Source organism: Saccharospirillum sp., from assembly GCF_040881935.1.
Lineage (GTDB): Bacteria > Pseudomonadota > Gammaproteobacteria > Pseudomonadales > Natronospirillaceae > Saccharospirillum.
This window is the reverse complement of record NZ_JBBECH010000017.1, coordinates 65,157-82,567: the sequence shown is the minus strand read 5'-3', so window position 1 is coordinate 82,567 and position 17,411 is coordinate 65,157. Positions and strand designations below refer to the sequence as shown.

Here is a 17,411-nt window from a genome sequence, read left to right as displayed (position 1 = left end):
ACGCTAATCGTCCAGCAACTTCAAGAACGCATCAAATGGCATCGGCCTGGCGAACAGAAAGCCCTGCACTTCATCGATGCCAAGCTGGCTCACCACCGCTAATTGTTCCTCGGTTTCAACGCCTTCAGCGTTAACAACCAAACCTAATGTCTTGCCAATTTGTGCAGCGGCCTGCACCACCGCTCGGGCGGTGGTGTTGCTGTGCATGGTTTTGATAAAGCTTTGGTCAATCTTGATTTTATCGATCGGAAACTGGGTCAGATAGCTCAGGGATGAAAACCCCGTGCCAAAGTCATCGAGTGAAATATGCACGCCCAGGTGTCGCAACGAGTGCAGCGACGCGATAACGCCTTCGGTGCGCTCAAACATAACCCGCTCGGTCAGTTCCAGCGCCAGTTGTGGGCCAACCCGTTTAATGCGCGGCAACAGCGGCTGAATGATGTCGGTAAAGGTGTGTTTGTTGAAGTGGTGCGCTGACAGATTAAAACTCAGTACCAGATCGGAGTGCTTTCGGCTGAGCTGATCGCAATGATCCAGGATTTGCTGCAGTACCCAGAGATCAATATCGGCGATCAGGCCAGACCGTTCGGCAAGCGGAATAAACTGGGCCGGGCTGATAAACCCTTCGTCGGTTGGCCAGCGAATCAGCGCTTCGGCACCGATGATGCGTTTGCTCTTAGCATCGAAAACCGGTTGAAAATGCAGTAGTAGCTTGTTGGCTTTTAGCGCCAGTGTCAGCTCGTGCTCCATTGATTTTTCCGATTGCAGATCCACGCGCATCAGGTGCTCATAGAAGCGGTAGCCAGCGCGACCGGTGCGCTTGCAGCGGTACAGAGCAAGATCGGCCGCGCTCATGACATCTTCAACCACAGCGTGCGGCCGGTCCGCATCCAGTTGATGACACTGCACCACGCCCATACTGGCGGTGACTTTGAGCGTTGCATCCTGATAGCGGTATCCCCGGCTGACGCGATCACCTATCTGCACACACAGAGTATCCAGTTCGGTTTCCGGCAGCGCGCCGTCGACCAGGATGGCAAATTCATCACCCCCAAGCCGAAAGGTTTTGCAGGGCGCATTGAGTGGCTGTTGCAACCGTTGCGCCAGTTCAATCAACAGCGCATCACCGACCAGGTGACCCAGGGTGTCGTTGATGTCTTTGAAATGGTCGAGGTCAAGAAAAATTACTGTGAACTCATGGTGCTGGTGCAATTGCCAGTGTTCGTAGGCTTGTTGCAATTGCTGCTGAAACTGACTGCGATTGGGCAACTGGGTCAGCGTATCGTGTTCGGCCAGGTAGCGAATTTCATTTTCGGCATCGACCTGTTCGGTGATGTCGATGATCGACCCCTGAATAACCTCGCGCCCGGTGTGACGTTCCGTTACATACTGGGCGTTCATCAGCGCCCAGATTGGCTTGCCGTCACGGCGGATTATTCGGGCGCGCTCATTCATTACCACTCGGTCGCGTTGCAGCATCGACAGCAGGCGTAGGCGCTGACGCGGGCTGTCGTAGAGTTTCTGTGTGATGTCATCGTAATAAGCAAGGCATTCTTCGCGCGACGCACACCCCAGCGTGTGCGCAAGTAAATGGTTTACCCGAATAAAGGTGCCACCGATGGTCGATTGGTACAGCCCGGCCTGAGCAGTGTTGAACAGGTCTTCGTAGTCACTTTCCGCGTTTCTGCGAGCTTCTTCCGACCGTTTTAGCTCGGAAATATCGGCAATAGTGCCGATGATGTGAACCAGTTCGCCCTGCTCGTTTACCACTCGCCGTGCGTTCTGCCGAACCCATATTAGGTCGCCATCCTTTCGTTTCATCTGGCATTCGAAACCGGACACTTCGTTGTTGCGTGCCAGGACGTCGAGAAAGCGTGTCCGGTCTTGCGGGTGAGCGTAGATGTCAAGCGCCGCACGCCTGACCTGCTCTTTCATGTCTTCGGGTGAGTCGTAGCGAAACAGCCGGGCCAGGGAGTTATTGGCGTAAACAACGGCACCTTCGGCGTCGGTTTGATAAATACCGTCTACCGAGTATTCCAGAATGCGGCGGTAGTTTTCGTGCTCCTCCATGGGGTGGCAGACCAGGACCACGAATTGCTGGTTAGGGTCGCTGGTGATTTCCCAACGCAGGCACATGCCCTGACATTCCCGTTCCAGGTTAACGGAAGTGTTTTGGCGCAGCCAGTTCGGGAAATCCCGGTGCCAGCGTTCGGGCAATAAGGTTTCCCAATCCTGAAGACCCAGTGAGGCAAGAAAATGCTGGGCGGCGCTGTTGGCATAAACCAGGGTTTGGCTGGCATCGAAGATCAGGGCATTAAGCTGCAGCAGTGACAGGCTGCTCTGCAGCACATCGACGTGTTTCCAGATGTGTAACAGATACTGGCCGTTCAGCGGCGTCAGGCTGGCCATTGCCCCGGGGATACAGGTCTGGAAATTATTCCGTTCCGGATCAACAGCCTGGTACCGGACCAGCCAGTCATCAAAATTGAGCCAGTAGTCAGATAGGCACTGGCCGGTGACCGGTGGTGGTGTCAGCAACCCCTGTGCATCACCCATGGATATCAGCCGATACTCTTTATCGATAAGCAATTTCGCGGATGTGATCGGGAGGTTATTCGACGTCGGCACGAATTTGTTATCTTTTTTGGCCTTATGAATAATAGAGCGTAACCGATTTTTCCTAATTGTTCAGCATGGCCCGGAGGTTGGCAAAAGTCTCTTTACTATTCACCCGGTCAGCAGTGCTGCTGGCGTCCCGGCCTTCCCAGCTAACGTCGTCGGCGGGCAGTTCATCCAGAAAACGGCTGGGCGTGCAGTCGATGATCTCGCCAAATTGCTTGCGCCGGGCCGCGAACGTCAGTGCCAGGGTGCGCTGGGCGCGGGTAATGCCGACGTACATCAGGCGACGCTCTTCTTCGATGTCGCCGTTTTCGATGCTGTTGCGGTGCGGCAGCAGCTCTTCCTCCAGGCCCATAATAAACACGTGCGGAAATTCGAGGCCCTTGGAGGCATGCAGTGTCATCAGTTGCACGGCATCGGTTTCGTCTTCCTGTTCCTGGCGATCGAGAATGTCGCGCAGCACCAGCTTGCCGATGGCATCTTGAATTTGCAGATCCGATTCTTCGTCTTCATCACCCCGTTCGAGCATCGATTTAAGACTGTCGATCAGAATGTAAACGTTGGCCAGCCGCTTTTCGGCCTGCAGGTCGGAGACACTGTCCTGGCGCAGCCAGGCTTCGTAATTGATGTCGGTCACCACTTCACGAATGACCATCACCGGGTCGGCCTCGGTGTGCAGTTTGTGAATGATGCGGCCGAGCCAGTCGGAAAAACGATGCAAGCGTTCGCCAGCTTTTGCGGATAATAATTGTTGCAGCCCCAGTTCCTGGCAGGCGGCACTCAAACTGACCTTGCGGTGACTGGCGTATTCAGTGAGTTTTTCCAGTGTGGCTGGGCCAATCTCCCGGCGTGGCGTATTGATGATGCGTAAAAAAGCGGCATCATCGTCCGGGTTAACCAGCAGGCGCAGGTAGCTCATGATGTCTTTAATCTCGGCCTTGGCAAAGAAAGAGGTGCCGCCGTTGATCTTGTAGGGAATACGATTTTGCTGCAGCTTGATTTCCAGAATGCGCGCCTGGTGATTGCCGCGATAAAGCACCGCAAAGTCGCGGTAATCGCCACGCCGGATCAGGTGCTGGTGCAGAATTTCATTGGAAATACGTTCTGCTTCTGCTTCGTCGTTTGGCGTACGGATTATGCGAATCGGGTCGCCGAAACCCATCTCGCTCCACAGGGTTTTCTTGAACACGTGCGGGTTGTTGTCGATGACGGTGTTGGCGGCTTTTAGAATCAGGCCGGTGGAACGGTAATTTTGCTCCAGTTTTACGATTTTCAGGTGTGGATAATCGGTCTGTAGTTGCACCAGATTTTCCGGCCGGGCACCACGCCAGCTGTAAATCGACTGGTCGTCATCGCCCACCACCGTGAACCGCGGCTGATCGCCCACCAGCAGTTTGACCAGCAGATACTGGGAGGAGTTGGTATCCTGGTATTCATCGACCAGCAGGTAGCGAATCTTGCGTTGCCATTTTGCCAGTACCTCGGGCTCTTTCATGAATAGCAGCGCTGGCAGGCGGATCAAATCGTCAAAGTCGACGGCGTTATAGGCGCTGAGCATGCGGTTGTATTGCTCGTAAATCTCGACCGCCAGCGCATCGCGTGCTTCCTCCATCTTGCCACGCAGATCGGCCGGTTCGGTGAGGTCGTTTTTCCAGCGGCTGATCAGGTTGCGAAAATGATCGATTTCATCGACGGCATGGGGCACTTCGCGCAGCAGTATGTCTTTGATCAGGGCTTTGGAGTCGTGATCGTCAAACAGAGTGAAGCCGTTCTTCAGGTTGATGTGACTGGCTTCCTTGCGCAGGATATTCAGACCGAGGTTGTGAAACGTGGACACGATCAGCCCGCGCGCGGCTTTGCCCTTGATCAGCTTGCTTACCCGTTCCTTCATCTCCCGTGCGGCCTTGTTGGTAAAGGTTACTGCGGCGATGGTGTGCGCTTTGTAGCCACATTCGTTGATCAGGTAGGCAATCTTCTGGGTAATTACGGAGGTTTTGCCACTGCCCGCCCCGGCCAGCACCAGCATCGGGCCGCTGATGTATTTGACAGACTCTTCTTGTCTGGGGTTGAGCTGTGCCATGGGGTTGGGTGTCCTGTAGGGAGGCGAAGACGAGCCGGCGCAGTGTACCAGCCCGCCAGGGGTGACCCAAGCAGGGAACAGTGGTCAACGGATGCCGCGATCTTTGGACCGATTGCACATTCAGACAGGTCTGGTATTGACGACGGCCAACCGGACAGGTCAGGCTTAAGCCGTCTGTCACCTGCCACCTCTGGCCCGCCCGATGAAACCGATTGAATCTGATACGAACCAGAACCGCCGTGACGCTGCGAGCACTCCGTCACCGGGCATCGGCCGCCAAGTACTTATTGGCGGGCTGTGGCTGGCATCGGTCGGGTTTTGGCTGTGGGCAGGTGTGCAACTGGGCCAGTTGATCGGGGAACTCTGGTTGTAGCGGATAGACATAGACATTCGGCTTTACCCTGACTATGGTTTTTGCAGTGACCTCTGGTGTTTTGACGTCAGCAATTGGTGTTTTCACGACCTGGTACCGGGAGGGTCCCCGGAGCGCTTGTTTTTTCTCCAAATTATCGTTTCAATCAGCGCGCGGCGGGCGTATGCCAGAATTTCGAACTTCACCCATTACTAAGGATCATCTATGGACCGTTATGCGGTACTGGGCCACCCAATCAAGCACAGCCTGTCTCCGGCTATTCATGCCGCTTTTGCCCGGCAAACCGGAGAAGCACTGGAATACGAGGCCATCGAGTTACCGGTCACCAGTTTTGAAACCCGGGTCTGGCAGATGTTTCGTGATGGTTATCGGGGTTTTAACATTACTGCGCCATTCAAGCAGGATGCGCATGACTTCGCCGATGATCTCACCGAGCGCGCCAAACGGGCCCGCGCCGTTAACACTCTGGTCAAACAACCGGATGGCCGGATTCTGGGCGATACCACCGATGGTGAAGGTCTGGTTTTTGATTTGGAAACCTTGCTCAAGTGGCGCATTGCCGATCGCAATGTGCTGATTCTGGGCGCCGGTGGTGCGGTGCGGGGGGTTTTGGAAACCCTGTTGTCGCGTAACCCGGCCACCCTGGTGCTGGCAAACCGCACCCTGGCCAAGGCCGAAGAACTGACTGACGATTTCCCGGAAATATCACCCAGTGCTTTCGATGAACTCAGCGGCCGTTTTGATCTGGTAATCAATGGTACCTCAGCCGGGTTGTCCGGCAACTTACCCCCTTTGCCAGAAGGGCTGCTCAAGCACGATACCCACTGTTATGACATGATCTACAGTAAGGGTGAAACCGCCTTTAACCGCTGGGCACGCGAACAGGGTGCCGGACAATGCTCCGATGGACTGGGCATGCTGGTGGGCCAGGCGGCCGTCAGTTTTGAATTATGGCGCGGGGTGCGACCCGACAGTGTGCCGGTACTGGAACAGTTGCGGACCGAATTGGCTTGATGCGCATCGGGCGAGTAGCCAGTCTGAACCTCAACCAGGGGCGAAGGTCAGACTGGCTCGGTGCGATAGCAGGTCAGGATCAGGCGGCAATGCCGCTGTGGCGAAGCAACGCATCGACATTGGGCTCGCGCCCACGGAATCGTTTGAACAGGTCAGCCGCGGGTTCACTGCCGCCGTTGGCCAGAATCACCTCACGAAACGCCTTGCCGGTCTCGGCGTTGAAAATGCCTTCTTCCTCAAAGCGGCTGTAGGCATCGGCACTGAGCACTTCGGCCCATTTATAGCTGTAGTATCCGGCTGAGTACCCACCGGCGAAGATGTGGCCAAAGCTGTGCTGGAAACGGTTCTCCGGCAGGGTCTTGATGACCGACACCTCGGATCGCGCCTGGTCCAGTACCGCCTGCACATCGTTCACCATAAAGCCCTCGGTCTTGCTGTGCAGTTTCATGTCGAACAGCGAGAACTGTAGCTGACGCGCGGCGGCCATGGCCGACTGGAAGTTCTTTGCGGCCAGCATTTTTTCAAGCAGGTCGGCGGGCAGGGGTTCGCCGGTGTCGACGTGACCGGAAATAAAGGCCAGCGCTTCGGGCTCCCAGCACCAGTTTTCCAAAAACTGACTGGGCAATTCGACCGCATCCCAGGCAACACCGCTGATGCCGCTGACGTCACCCACGTCTACCCGGGTGAGCATGTGGTGCAAACTGTGGCCAAATTCGTGGAACAGGGTGGTTACTTCGTCGTGCGTCAGCAGTGAGGGTTTGTCGTCGACCGGTGGCGTGAAGTTACAGGTCAGGTAGGCGACCGGCTTCTGCAAAGTGCCCCCGATGCGGACACGTTTGCGGCATTCATCCATCCAGGCGCCGCCGCGCTTGCCTTCACGGGCGTACAGGTCCATGTAAAAGCGGGCCACGACCTCGCCATTTTCCAGAACGTTGTAGAGCTGAACATCCGGGTGGTAAGTCTCAAACTCGGTTACTTGCTCAAACGAGACGTCAAACAGCCGGTGTGCTGTCTCGAACAGACCCTGAATCACCCGGGGCGCGGGGAAATAGGGTTTGAGCTCCTCCTGGGAGACTGCATAGCGGCGTTCCTTGAGTTTTTCACTGGCGTAGCTGATGTCCCAGGGTTCCAGTTCGTCGGTCATGCCCAGTTCATCGCGGGCGAAGGCGACCAGTTCCTCATACTCGCGTTTGGCCTGGGGGATGGCTTTTTCGGCCAGTTGATACAGAAAATCTAGCACCGCAGCCGGTGAGTCGGCCATCTTGGTTGCCAGAGACACTTCGGCGTGGTTGGTATAGCCCAGCAGTTGTGCGGCTGCATGGCGTTTGGTCAAAATGTCGGTCATCTCCGGGCCATTGTCGTAGACACCGCCGTGCGGGCCTGCGTCCGAGGCGCGGGTGACATGGGCCAGGTAGGTTTCCCGACGCAGCTCGCGGTCGTCGGCATAGGTCAGCACCGGGAGCACCGACGGCATTTCCAGTGTCACCAGCCAGCCTGTCTTGTCTTTTTGCCGGGCGTATTGCGCCAACGTAGCCTTGGCTGAAGCCGGTAACCCGGACAGCCGTGCTTCGTCGGTAATGTGCAGCGACCAGGCCTGGGTGGCGTCGAGCAGGTGTTCGCTGAACCGTTGCTGCAATTGGGCCAACTCTGACTGCAGCGTCGCGAAGGCTTTTTTATCGTTGTCGTTCAGGTCGATGCCGGACAGGCGGAAATCGCGCAGGGCCTGTTCGATGGCGGCTTTTTGCGCCGTAGAGAGCGAGCTGAAGTCATCCCGCTGCGCAATCTGCTGATACGCCTTGAATAACCCGTCGTGTTGCCCGAGCCAGCTTTGGTAATCGGTCAGTAACGCCAGCGCCTGGCTGTAGGCTTCGCGCAATTCAGGAGAATCCTTAACGCCAGTCAGATGGCCAAAAACAGCCCAGGCGTTGTCGAGCCGTTCGTCCAGTTCACTGATCGGTTCGATCAGGGTATCCCAGCTTGGCTCGGTGACGGACTCAACCAGCGCATTGATCCGCGCTTTGCTGGTGTCGATGATGTCGGTCATGGCTGGAACGATCTGGTCCGCCCGAAACTGCTCAAAGGGTGGTAATTCATGCGGTTCGAGCAAAGGGTTGGTCATGGTGGTGTCCTTTTGTAGAGTCTTGAAGGATCAGTACGATGGGTTGGCCCGTGCGGTCATCGCGGTGTCGCCAAATGGTCACAAAACGTCGTATAACCGACGTATGACTTCATTGCCTCGCGCTCTGTGGCGTCACCCACGATGGCTTTCCGATGCGCTGGTACTGATCCTGATCGGTTTAGTATGGGCCCCTGCCAGGGCCCCGACTACTGTTTATCTGAGTTTGGGGTTCGAGCGCGGCGAAACAAGTGCTGATTTTGTTGGCGTCGCTAGCGATGCCGCCATGCTAACCGGTTATGCCTGGCGGGGAACCTGGATGGGCCCAATAAAGGCGCCCCAAGACTGTGGCTGATACGGTGTGCAGAAGCAGGCCCGACCTCTATACTGTCGGGTTCATCAACCAGTTAAAGGCTTTACCCTATGCGCCCAAGCGGTCGTACTCCCGATCAACTTCGCCCTGTCAGCATTCAACGCGGTTTCACCAAGCACGCTGAAGGCTCGGTGCTGGTCAGTTTTGGTGATACCCAGGTCATCGTCACTGCCAGTGTCGAGGCCAGCGTACCGCGCTTTCTGAAGGGCAAAGGCCAGGGCTGGGTCACCGCTGAATACGGCATGTTGCCACGCGCTACGGGCTCTCGTAATCAGCGCGAAGCGGCGCGCGGAAAGCAGGGCGGACGCACCGTGGAGATTGGCCGTCTGATTGGTCGTTCCCTGCGGGCGGCCATTGATATGACAGCGCTCGGCGAGCACAGTATCACCCTCGACTGCGATGTGATTCAGGCCGACGGCGGCACCCGCACCGCCGCCATTACCGGTGCTTTTGTTGCCCTGACCGATGCCGTTCAGTACATGCTCGACAAAGGCATGATCAAAACCAGCCCGATCAAACACCCTATTGCCGCCGTCTCGGTCGGCATCTGGCAGAACACCCCGGTGCTGGATCTGGACTACGCTGAAGACAGCACCTGCGACACCGACCTGAACGTCATCATGACCGGCGATGGCGGTTTCATCGAAATTCAGGGCACCGCCGAAGGCGAACCCTTCCAGCCGGACGAACTCAACGCCATGCTGGCGCTGGCTCGCAAGGGCGTTGCCGAATTGTGCGAACTCCAGAAAATCGCGCTAAACCCGGAGGCCTGAGCCATGACCGACAGCATGACCGCTTTCGCCCGGCGCGAGGAAGACACCGCCTTCGGTACCCTGTCGGTCGAGATTCGCTCGGTAAACCACCGCTACCTGGAGCCGACCTTCCGCCAGCCCGATACGTTGAAACCGGTAGAAATACCGTTGCGAGAGGCGCTTAAAAGACAGGTCAAGCGCGGTAAGGTCGACGTTCAGTTACGCTTTTACCCGAACCAGGCCAGTGCCGGGCTGGATGTCAACGTCGCACGGCTGCAAGCCCTGAACGCCGCCCTGCACAAGGTACGCGACAACGTCGCCGACAGCCCGATGCCGGATGCCCTGGCGCTGTTGCAGTACCCCGGCATTCTCGCCGCGGAAGCGGTGGATATGGAAGTGGTATTTACCGCCATGCGCAGTCTGTTCGACGCCGCCCTGACCGATTTTATGGCGCATCGGCGTCGCGAGGGTCAGGAACTGGGCAAGATGATCAGCGATCGGCTCGATGAAATCGACGCCATCGTCGAGGTGATGCGTGAAGAGATGCCCGGCTGGGTCGCCAGCTTCCGTGACTCTCTGAACGCCAAAGCGGCGCAATTGCAGGTCGAGCTCGACGCTGACAGGCTGGAACAGGAAGTGGTCATATTGGCCCAAAAAGCCGACGTCGCCGAAGAGCTCGACCGCCTGATCACCCACACCCGTGAAGTTCGCCATATTCTCAAACAGAAAGGCGCCATCGGCCGCCGGCTCGACTTCCTGATGCAGGAATTCAACCGCGAGGCCAATACCCTGGGCTCCAAGGCCACGAACAGTAGGGTTACCCAGGCCTCGGTCGATTTGAAAGTGTTGATCGAACAGATGCGTGAGCAGGTGCAGAATATCGAGTAGTGAGGCAAGTGTTCCCATGATAAGCCGTGATCGTGATTCATTCGCCAACCAATTATCAGGGTGGTTTCGGAGCTGTTTGCGTACGTTTCTGTTCGCATTGGGATTCGGTCTGGGCACTGCCCTGGCGCCGGCAATGGCGGCCGACTGGCTGTTTGGGTTTGCCGAAAAAGAAGCCCCAGTCAGTGATGGCGGGCAGCAGGATGCCTGGGGCATACTTCCCGAGTTGACCAGGGAACTGTTTGATCGGCTGCCCGGTGAGTCATTGTCGATGAGTGCCGGCCCCTGGATACGGATGCAGCGCTGGGTGGCGACCGGGGAAATCGATGGTTTTGTGACCTATCCCTCCACAGAACGCAGAGATTATGCGCTGTTCAGTGAAACGCCAGTGTACAACATCGATTTTGGCTATCTGGTGTACCGCAGCGACCACCCCCAGCGTGAACGACTCGAATCGGCACAAAGCTTTGATGATCTTGAAGGTCTGGTTTTCATCGGCCAGCAGGGCGTCGAGTGGGAGCGGGACAATATTCCGTTCAGCCTGAAGACCATTCTGGTGGGGCAGTTAGATACCATGATGCACCTGCTGGCACGCCGCCAGACGGGTGACTTTCTGGTAATGCCTCCGGAGCAGGCCGTCGCCATCGCTCGCCGCCTTGGGTATGCAGGCCAAATTGCCTACCATCCGGTAGACTTCATACCCAATGCCCGCATCCCGTTTCATGTCGGTCTGCGCCGTAGCCACCCCGAAACCCGCATGCTGATCGAGCGTATCGACGAGGTGTTACGTTCACCCGACTTTAACGACAGCGCAGATCGTATTGTAGCCGGGTACCGTTAATGTCGGTCACGGGGCCTGGCTGAATGCACTAACCCGGCGGCGAGGTCAATCGGCTGACCCGGTCTCTGAGTTCGGGCAACAGCTCAGCCTCAAACCAGGCATTGCGCTTGAACCAGGCCTGATTCCTCGGGCTGGGGTGCGGCAAAGGCAGGTACCGGGGCCAGAGCTTCTCCCACTGGCGAACCGCCTCTGTAACTGTGCTGCGCCGGTATTGTGGCAGGTGATAGGCCAGTGCATACCGGCCCAGCACCAGGGTCAGTTGGATATTAGGCAAGGCTTCAAGCAGCGGCGCATGCCATTGCTCGGCACATTCTGGCCGGGGCGGTGCATCGCCACCAGACCCTTTGCCAGGGTAACAAAACCCCATGGGTACAATCGCAAAGTGGGCTGGGTTATAGAAGGTTTCCCGGTCTACGCCCAACCAACGGCGTAACCGGTCCCCGCTGGCGTCATCAAAGGGAATGCCCGCGCCATGGGTGCGGATCCCCGGGGCCTGACCCGCGATCAGTATGGTAGCCCTGGGGTCGGCCTGCAGAATGGGCCGGGGCTCAAGCGACAGGTGCCGGGCGCACGTCTGGCAGGCGTGGATGCGGGTTAGCAGGGCGTCGAATTCAGTCGCAACCATGGTTAAATTCCTTAGCAGGCCAGGGCCAGCGATCCAATCGTTGTCTCCGCCACCAACATACAGCATGTCTCCTTCTCTGGCATAATTGGGCAACTTTCATTCGTATTCACAGGATTGACGTCGCATGGCTTCACCCAAAAGCCTGATTTTTCAACTGCATCGTCACTGGGACATCATCGAAACCCTGTGCCGGCAGTCGCGCGACTTGCCAGCATTTGAGCCGCCGCACCTGCTGGCCGTTATTGAACACTTTACCGCCAGCGACGATGCCACCGAGCCGGCGGCCATTCTGCGCTCACTGTGCACCGCTGAACTGTTGCAGCCATTAAGCCGCACCGACGACTGGCAGATCAACCCGCTGGTGCTGGATTTTGTGCGCGGCCTGACCCGTGAGCATGAATTGGGTTTGTCGGCGGTGCTCAAAGCCCGTGTGGAGGCAGTTCGTGAGGCGACCGCGCTATTGGCCGAGGGCGTCGACCAGCAGGATATGGACAGCGTACGCACCGGGGCCGCGCGCTTGTCGGATTTGTTTCGGCAAATCACACGGCAGTTGGATGCCGACCGCCATGCCATTCTGGAACTGGCCGAAAAAGCCAAGGCAAGCGATGCATCCATGCCCATCGCACGGCGCTACCGTGACGTTCTGGATGCCTATGATCAGTATGTCGAACCGATGAACGAAATGATGGACAGCGGCCTCGGCGGTACCTTCTACCCTCATCTCAAGCTCGCGGTGCAGACACTGGACCGGGCCGAGGAATCACTGGCCATTCGCGGCGCGCTCTACACCCAGCGGCTGCAACTGCGCCAGGTTGCCCAGCAAGCCAAGGAGCTGCGTCGTCTCGGGCGCATTGTGGCGCAACAGTGCTCGGACACCTTGTTGCCGCTGCGTGAAGAGGCCCGCCAGCACAATGTGCTGTCCAGTGCGATCGGTACACTCCTGGGTCGGGTGCGCAAGCGAGGTCTTAAAGCTGCGCTGCGATCAGCCCCAGGCTCGAACACCTTGCCCGGCTGGCAACGCGAACGCCGCACCCTGGTGCACCTGGGCGACGAGGTTCGAACCCTGATGGCCGATGCCCTGCACTTTGAACCCAAAGTGCAGGCGTTTCCCGAAGCTCTGGCCGGCCACCCGGCTGATCTGAATGACTGGGTCGATGAACCGCGTCTGAAACAGGCACTGGCGCGAGCCTTGCCGGTCGACAACCTGCTGCTCTGGCTACAACAACACTACCCGCAACTCAAAGACGCGACGCTGTTGCGCCTCTACGATGAACTGGTGCGCGAGCCCGACTGGCAGGCGTGCCTGCAAGCCGAGGAAGTCCGCACCCCGTTACAAACGGTTCGGGTGCGGTATTATCCGCACCATGTGCAGGCCCGGGCAACGTCGCAGAACGAGGTATCCCATGACCCAAGCCATTGACCTGACTCGTTTGCCGCATCTGGCCGACCTGTTCAGGCACTTTAACAGTGGCAAACACCTGAACCGGCTGTCCGATGCGGCTTTGTGGGCTGAGCTTGAGCAGGAACAGAAAGCCTACGCGGCCCTGTTTCAGGCACTGGGCTATGAACTGCGCATCGACGGGCGCGGCTTCGCCTGGTTTCATACCGATGAAAAAAGCACCACGCTCAGTCAGCAGTCACGCCAGTTCGCCTTGCTGTTTATGGTGATTTTCGACACCCAGGCTGACGCAGGCAAAGCGCTGAGTCGCTTCAGCGACTGGCCCATCGACCGTGCCCTGTTCACCACCGCCGGTGAACACCACCAGGAGCTGCTTCAGGCTGAGGGGCTGGATGTCGACGCGTTGCTGGCCCTGATGGAGCGCGCCGAAACCTTTGGCTTTGCCCGGCGTGAAGCTGGCCACTGGCAACTATTGCCCGCCGTTTGTCGCTATCTGGACCATTTCGAAGCGCTTGCTGAACAGTTAACGGACGAGACGACCGTCCCGGCAATGGACGAGCCAGACGAGGACACCCGATGATTCGCTACGGTTTTCAGCGACTGGTCCTGTTAGGCAGTGCTGGCTATCAGCGTGCCGAACTGCCACTGGACGACGCCGTTTCCCTGATCGCCCCGAACAACACCGGCAAGACCAGCCTGATCAACGCGCTGCAGTTTCTGCTAATCATCGACCGCAGGCGCATGGATTTCGGCTCGCACGACTGGGCTAAAACGCGCACCTTCTATTTTCCCAATAACAGCGCCTACATTCTGCTGGAAGTCGTGCTGCCACAGACGGGTACTGTGGTCTTTGGTTGTGTCGGTAAGGGGGCCAGCAACGAGTACGTCTACTTCGCCTACAAGGGCGAACTGAAGCTGGATGACTTTCGCCAGGAGCAAGGCACGCTGGTTCAGCAACCAGAACTGATTGCCCACCTGGCCAGCAAGGGCCGCACGGTATTTCAATACGATGCCCCCGACTTCGCCCGGCTGATTTACGGCGGTAACCAGAAACGGCGCAGTGTCGAGCCCGATTTTACGGTCTTTAAACTGGAAAATGCCTCCGACTCAAAGGTGTTCCAGCAGGTACTAACCCGCACCCTGCGGCTCGACAAACTCTCTTCAACCGAAGTCAAAACCTATCTGTTGCAGATATTCCGCCGCGACCTGCCGGGATCGACTTCAAGCAGGAGTGGGACAAGGCCTTTCACGACGTCAATGCCGACCGGGCCCAGTACCTGGCGGCCAGAGATCAAGTAAAGCGCATTGAATCCCTGGAGCAAAACTACGAGGCACGTCTGACGCTGCGCGGCAAAATTATCGACTGGCGACCGCGCATCGATGACGGGTTATCGCACTGGCAGGCACACTATGAACAGGAAGCGACCCGGCTGGTAGCCGAGGTTGAAACATTGGGCCAGCAGCAACAGGCGCTGACCGACCGGGACCGGCAGTTAACCCGGCGACAAATTGATCTGCAAACAACACTGACAGATCTGGAAAAACAAAAGACCCAACAGGATGCCTTGCAACAGCGCTTTGCGCTGGTCACCGAGCGTTCTGCGCTGGAACAGGAATACCGGCAAGTTCAGGCTGAACTGGAGCGTATCATCACCATACTGAACCAGGCCGACGGCCGTTCTCCGGCGGTGATTGAACGCGACCGCAAAGAGCAGGAGCAACGCCTGCACACCCTGAAACAACAGCAGCGGCACCTGAACGACAACCTCTACCTGACGCTCAGCCAGCAATTGCCTGCCGACGAACTGGATCGACTCAACCGGGCGCTCAATGGTCAGGCACTGGTGTTGCCGCCTGATGCCTATCAGTTGGATGTGCAAGCTTTGCGGTCTGCGCTGTCAAACACCTCGGCGGACCGTCTAAAGCTCGCCGGGCTCGATCTCAGCCTGACCGAGCTCAGCCCGCAACACCAGCAACTGACTCCGGCCGAGCTCGACGAACAGATTGCCGACACAGAGCGCCAGCTCGGCGATCTGGCACAACAACTCGACGCCGCCCAATCGTTACAACAGACTCAGGAACGTAAATCGGCCCTGGCCCGGGAAAGCCGACAGCGCGAGCAGGACCTGGCCGATTTCGATCAGTTACAGACGCTGGTGCAGAGCGAACCCGAACGGCAGGCCCGGCAACAGGGCTTCACCAGTGAATTGGAAGAAGTGACTCACCAACTGGAGACCGCCAAAGAACACGGCGCTCAGCTACAAGACAGGTTAAACGACGTCCATCGCAAACAGGACGACCTGCAGCATGACCATCGCAGCATCACACAACTGCGTGACAACCGAGCCGATACCGCCGAGGAATACAGCTACCTCATTGACTTACCCCACCACCGGTGGCTGGGTGAAGCGGACTGGTCGCTGGCACAGCTGGCCGACCATCTGCAGCAATATCAGCGTGACTGCCGCACCTTGCAACAGCTCAATGCCGACCTGAATGCTGGCCTGAATGAACTCCATGCCGGGGGTCTGACCAAATACCAGTACAGCGAATCCAGAGATCAGGAACTGAAGCGCATCATCGACTTCAGCCATCAGTTGCCGCAGGAACACGAAGCCCTCGAAAAGAAAGCCCGCAGCGCCGTGGTCAACGTGACCGCCAGCTTGCGCGAACTGCGCGATGGCCTGTTGAGTTTCCAGAGCAAAATGAACAGCTTTAATCGGCTGATCGGTCATCGCCAGTTGTCTGACCTGAACATCTTCAAGATCGAAGCCGAGGATGAACCGCATCTGGTCGAAGCCATCGATGTGCTTATCGACAAAGCGGATCAGGTAAACACCGGTGACAGCTTCGAGCTGTTCAATCAGCAAAGCGTGCTCGACGACGCCAAACTCGACCGCGCCAAGCAGATACTGATCAACGAAGGCAACGCACGCCAGGGCCTGAAAGTCGCCGACCTGTTTCGGCTTGTGTTCGTGGTGGGCAAGAAAGATCAGAAACCCGAATCCTTTGAAGACATCGACAGCGCCGCCTCCAACGGCACCGTGCTGATGGCCAAGCTGGTGACCGGTCTCGCCATGCTGCACCTGATGCAGGACAAACGCCATGCCCTGCACGCCATTTGCTACCTCGACGAAGCCCTGGCACTGGACAGCCGCAACCAGACCAGCCTGATCGCCACCGCGAAGGACTTTGGTTTTTCACTGATCTTTGCCTCACCGGCGCCACTGACCACGGTGCGATACTGCGTACCGATTCACCATCACCAGGGCCAAAATCACATCAGCCGGGACAGCTGGCAAATTCTTGAACCGCTGTCCGCCGACGAGCTGACACCATGAACACGCCGCTCAGAGCCGCCCTGCTCAAACTGGTAAAAGCGGAGGACGGGTTTGTCTCCGCCTCAGCGCTGACGGTGTCACAACAGCGCGCACTGGATGCCTTCAGCCAGCGAACCGGAGCGGTTCAGCAACAACGCAGTGGCCGTGGGCGCGTATTTCGAATGGTACACCCGGGCATCGTCGAACAGCACTTGGCTGACCTCTCGCCCTTTGCCGGAACGGTAACGGACGAGACCCTACCCGGGCGTGCGGCCAACCTCGGTCACACCCGTTCCAGTAAAGGCGGGACACACGGGCACGACCAATACTACCTGCTGCTGAAAGCCCGTGGCGATCCGGTGTGGCAACATGACCATGGCCAGACACTGGATCTGAATCTGCAAACCCAAACCCAGGGTGCTGGCGTGCTCGCCATTACCCCGTCGACAGAGGAGATCTGGCGCACCAACAGCCCTATCTGGCTGGTTGAAAACCAGGCCCTGTTCGACCGAACCGATTGGCTACCAGGCACCGACGCCACAAGCCTCGCCTGGTACAGCGGCCACTTGCGCAACCACCTGATCGACTGGCTAGCGCAACAGGCGAACATCAGTGTCACCCTGTTTCCGGATTACGACGGCGTGGGCTTGTTCAACTACCTCAGATTGAAACAGCAGCTTGGCTCGCGTGCCCGCTTCTGGCTGATGCCCGACTGGCATCAGAAACTGCAACGATTTGGAAGTAACGCCCTCTGGCAGGATACACAACGAGAGTTTCGAGCCGCTGCGCAAGGGCTTGAAGGAACGCCGGGGGAAGAGCCTGAATTGAAGTGCCTGATGGACGTGATGCAACGCAGCGGGCTTGCGCTTGAGCAGGAGGCTATTTGGCTACAGTGGAGATAAGCGCCAAAGCACGGAAGCTATCTTGCATCGATACCCCTAAATCCAACAGACTCCTGGCAAACTTTTCAGTCAACTGTAATACCGTGTGCCTATAAGTTGGGGAAAACTGACT

The 17,411-nt window shown here is 57.6% G+C and carries 14 protein-coding genes; 10 read left to right on the top strand and 4 right to left on the bottom strand.

Going from position 1 to position 17,411, the window contains the following annotated elements; all coding sequences use genetic code 11:
• Positions 1-3: 3 nt before the first annotated feature.
• Together WEB54_RS01765 and rep are read right to left on the bottom strand one after the other, a co-directional pair.
• Positions 4-2,628 carry a putative bifunctional diguanylate cyclase/phosphodiesterase gene (locus tag WEB54_RS01765; RefSeq protein ID WP_368052932.1) on the bottom strand — a complete coding sequence of 875 codons (2,625 nt, stop codon included), beginning with the start codon at positions 2,626-2,628 and terminating at the stop codon, positions 4-6.
• Positions 2,629-2,680: 52 nt separating this feature from the next.
• Positions 2,681-4,699, bottom strand: a complete 2,019-nt coding sequence (rep, locus tag WEB54_RS01760) for a DNA helicase Rep (RefSeq protein WP_368052931.1) — start codon at positions 4,697-4,699, stop codon at positions 2,681-2,683.
• 202 nt (positions 4,700-4,901) lie between these two features.
• Between rep and WEB54_RS01755 the strand changes: the two genes are divergently transcribed.
• Entirely contained in the window at positions 4,902-5,072 is a 171-nt protein-coding gene (locus WEB54_RS01755) for a hypothetical protein (protein WP_368052930.1), read from the top strand.
• 204 nt (positions 5,073-5,276) lie between these two features.
• Entirely contained in the window at positions 5,277-6,086 is an 810-nt protein-coding gene (aroE, locus tag WEB54_RS01750; RefSeq protein ID WP_368052929.1) for a shikimate dehydrogenase, read from the top strand.
• Positions 6,087-6,165: 79 nt separating this feature from the next.
• Here the strand turns inward: aroE and WEB54_RS01745 are convergent, their stop codons facing one another.
• Entirely contained in the window at positions 6,166-8,205 is a 2,040-nt protein-coding gene (locus WEB54_RS01745) for a M3 family metallopeptidase (RefSeq protein WP_368052928.1), read from the bottom strand.
• Between the two features lie 420 nt (positions 8,206-8,625).
• Here WEB54_RS01745 and rph point away from each other — a divergent pair, with 420 nt between their 5' ends.
• The 3 genes from rph to WEB54_RS01730 all read left to right on the top strand — a co-directional run bounded on the left by rph (position 8,626) and on the right by WEB54_RS01730 (position 11,053).
• Positions 8,626-9,348, top strand: a complete 723-nt coding sequence (gene rph / locus WEB54_RS01740; RefSeq protein ID WP_368052927.1) for a ribonuclease PH — start codon at positions 8,626-8,628, stop codon at positions 9,346-9,348.
• Between the two features lie 3 nt (positions 9,349-9,351).
• Positions 9,352-10,215, top strand: a complete 864-nt coding sequence (locus tag WEB54_RS01735) for a YicC/YloC family endoribonuclease (protein ID WP_368052926.1) — start codon at positions 9,352-9,354, stop codon at positions 10,213-10,215.
• A gap of 76 nt (positions 10,216-10,291) precedes the next feature.
• Positions 10,292-11,053, top strand: coding sequence for a substrate-binding periplasmic protein (locus WEB54_RS01730; protein WP_368052925.1), 762 nt, complete (start codon positions 10,292-10,294; stop codon positions 11,051-11,053).
• A 28-nt stretch (positions 11,054-11,081) separates the two neighbouring features.
• Here WEB54_RS01730 and WEB54_RS01725 read toward each other — a convergent pair whose 3' ends face one another.
• Positions 11,082-11,678 carry a uracil-DNA glycosylase family protein gene (locus tag WEB54_RS01725; RefSeq protein WP_368052924.1) on the bottom strand — a complete coding sequence of 199 codons (597 nt, stop codon included), beginning with the start codon at positions 11,676-11,678 and terminating at the stop codon, positions 11,082-11,084.
• A 124-nt stretch (positions 11,679-11,802) separates the two neighbouring features.
• Between WEB54_RS01725 and WEB54_RS01720 the strand changes: the two genes are divergently transcribed.
• The 5 genes from WEB54_RS01720 to WEB54_RS01700 all read left to right on the top strand — a co-directional run bounded on the left by WEB54_RS01720 (position 11,803) and on the right by WEB54_RS01700 (position 17,299).
• The gene (locus tag WEB54_RS01720) at positions 11,803-13,098 is read left to right on the top strand and encodes a hypothetical protein (RefSeq protein WP_368052923.1); all 1,296 of its coding nucleotides are present in this window, start codon (positions 11,803-11,805) and stop codon (positions 13,096-13,098) included.
• Positions 13,082-13,657: a hypothetical protein gene (locus WEB54_RS01715; RefSeq protein ID WP_368052922.1), complete on the top strand. Its 576-nt coding sequence runs from the start codon at positions 13,082-13,084 to the stop codon at positions 13,655-13,657. The genes WEB54_RS01720 and WEB54_RS01715 overlap by 17 nt, the downstream gene beginning before the upstream one ends.
• Complete coding sequence (locus WEB54_RS01710; RefSeq protein ID WP_368052921.1) at positions 13,654-14,376, top strand: hypothetical protein; 723 nt, start codon at positions 13,654-13,656, stop codon at positions 14,374-14,376. The genes WEB54_RS01715 and WEB54_RS01710 overlap by 4 nt, the downstream gene beginning before the upstream one ends.
• 152 nt (positions 14,377-14,528) lie before the next feature.
• Positions 14,529-16,418 (top strand): hypothetical protein, encoded by a 1,890-nt coding sequence (locus tag WEB54_RS01705; protein ID WP_368052920.1) that lies wholly within the window; start codon positions 14,529-14,531, stop codon positions 16,416-16,418.
• Positions 16,415-17,299 (top strand): hypothetical protein, encoded by an 885-nt coding sequence (locus WEB54_RS01700; RefSeq protein WP_368052919.1) that lies wholly within the window; start codon positions 16,415-16,417, stop codon positions 17,297-17,299. Before WEB54_RS01705 ends, WEB54_RS01700 begins: the two co-directional genes overlap by 4 nt.
• Positions 17,300-17,411 lie beyond the last annotated feature (112 nt).

Bases quoted from the DNA above. Each gene is read 5' to 3' on its own strand.
- WEB54_RS01755 (WP_368052930.1), top strand. From the start codon at position 4,902: ATGAAACCGATTGAATCTGATACGAACCAGAACCGCCGTGACGCTGCG.
- WEB54_RS01735 (WP_368052926.1), top strand. From the start codon at position 9,352: ATGACCGACAGCATGACCGCTTTCGCCCGGCGCGAGGAAGACACCGCC.
- WEB54_RS01745 (WP_368052928.1), bottom strand. From the start codon at position 8,205: ATGACCAACCCTTTGCTCGAACCGCATGAATTACCACCCTTTGAGCAG.
- rep (WP_368052931.1), bottom strand. From the start codon at position 4,699: ATGGCACAGCTCAACCCCAGACAAGAAGAGTCTGTCAAATACATCAGC.
- rph (WP_368052927.1), top strand. From the start codon at position 8,626: ATGCGCCCAAGCGGTCGTACTCCCGATCAACTTCGCCCTGTCAGCATT.
- WEB54_RS01710 (WP_368052921.1), top strand. From the start codon at position 13,654: ATGATTCGCTACGGTTTTCAGCGACTGGTCCTGTTAGGCAGTGCTGGC.
- WEB54_RS01720 (WP_368052923.1), top strand. From the start codon at position 11,803: ATGGCTTCACCCAAAAGCCTGATTTTTCAACTGCATCGTCACTGGGAC.
- WEB54_RS01725 (WP_368052924.1), bottom strand. From the start codon at position 11,678: ATGGTTGCGACTGAATTCGACGCCCTGCTAACCCGCATCCACGCCTGC.
- aroE (WP_368052929.1), top strand. From the start codon at position 5,277: ATGGACCGTTATGCGGTACTGGGCCACCCAATCAAGCACAGCCTGTCT.
- WEB54_RS01715 (WP_368052922.1), top strand. From the start codon at position 13,082: ATGACCCAAGCCATTGACCTGACTCGTTTGCCGCATCTGGCCGACCTG.
- WEB54_RS01700 (WP_368052919.1), top strand. From the start codon at position 16,415: ATGAACACGCCGCTCAGAGCCGCCCTGCTCAAACTGGTAAAAGCGGAG.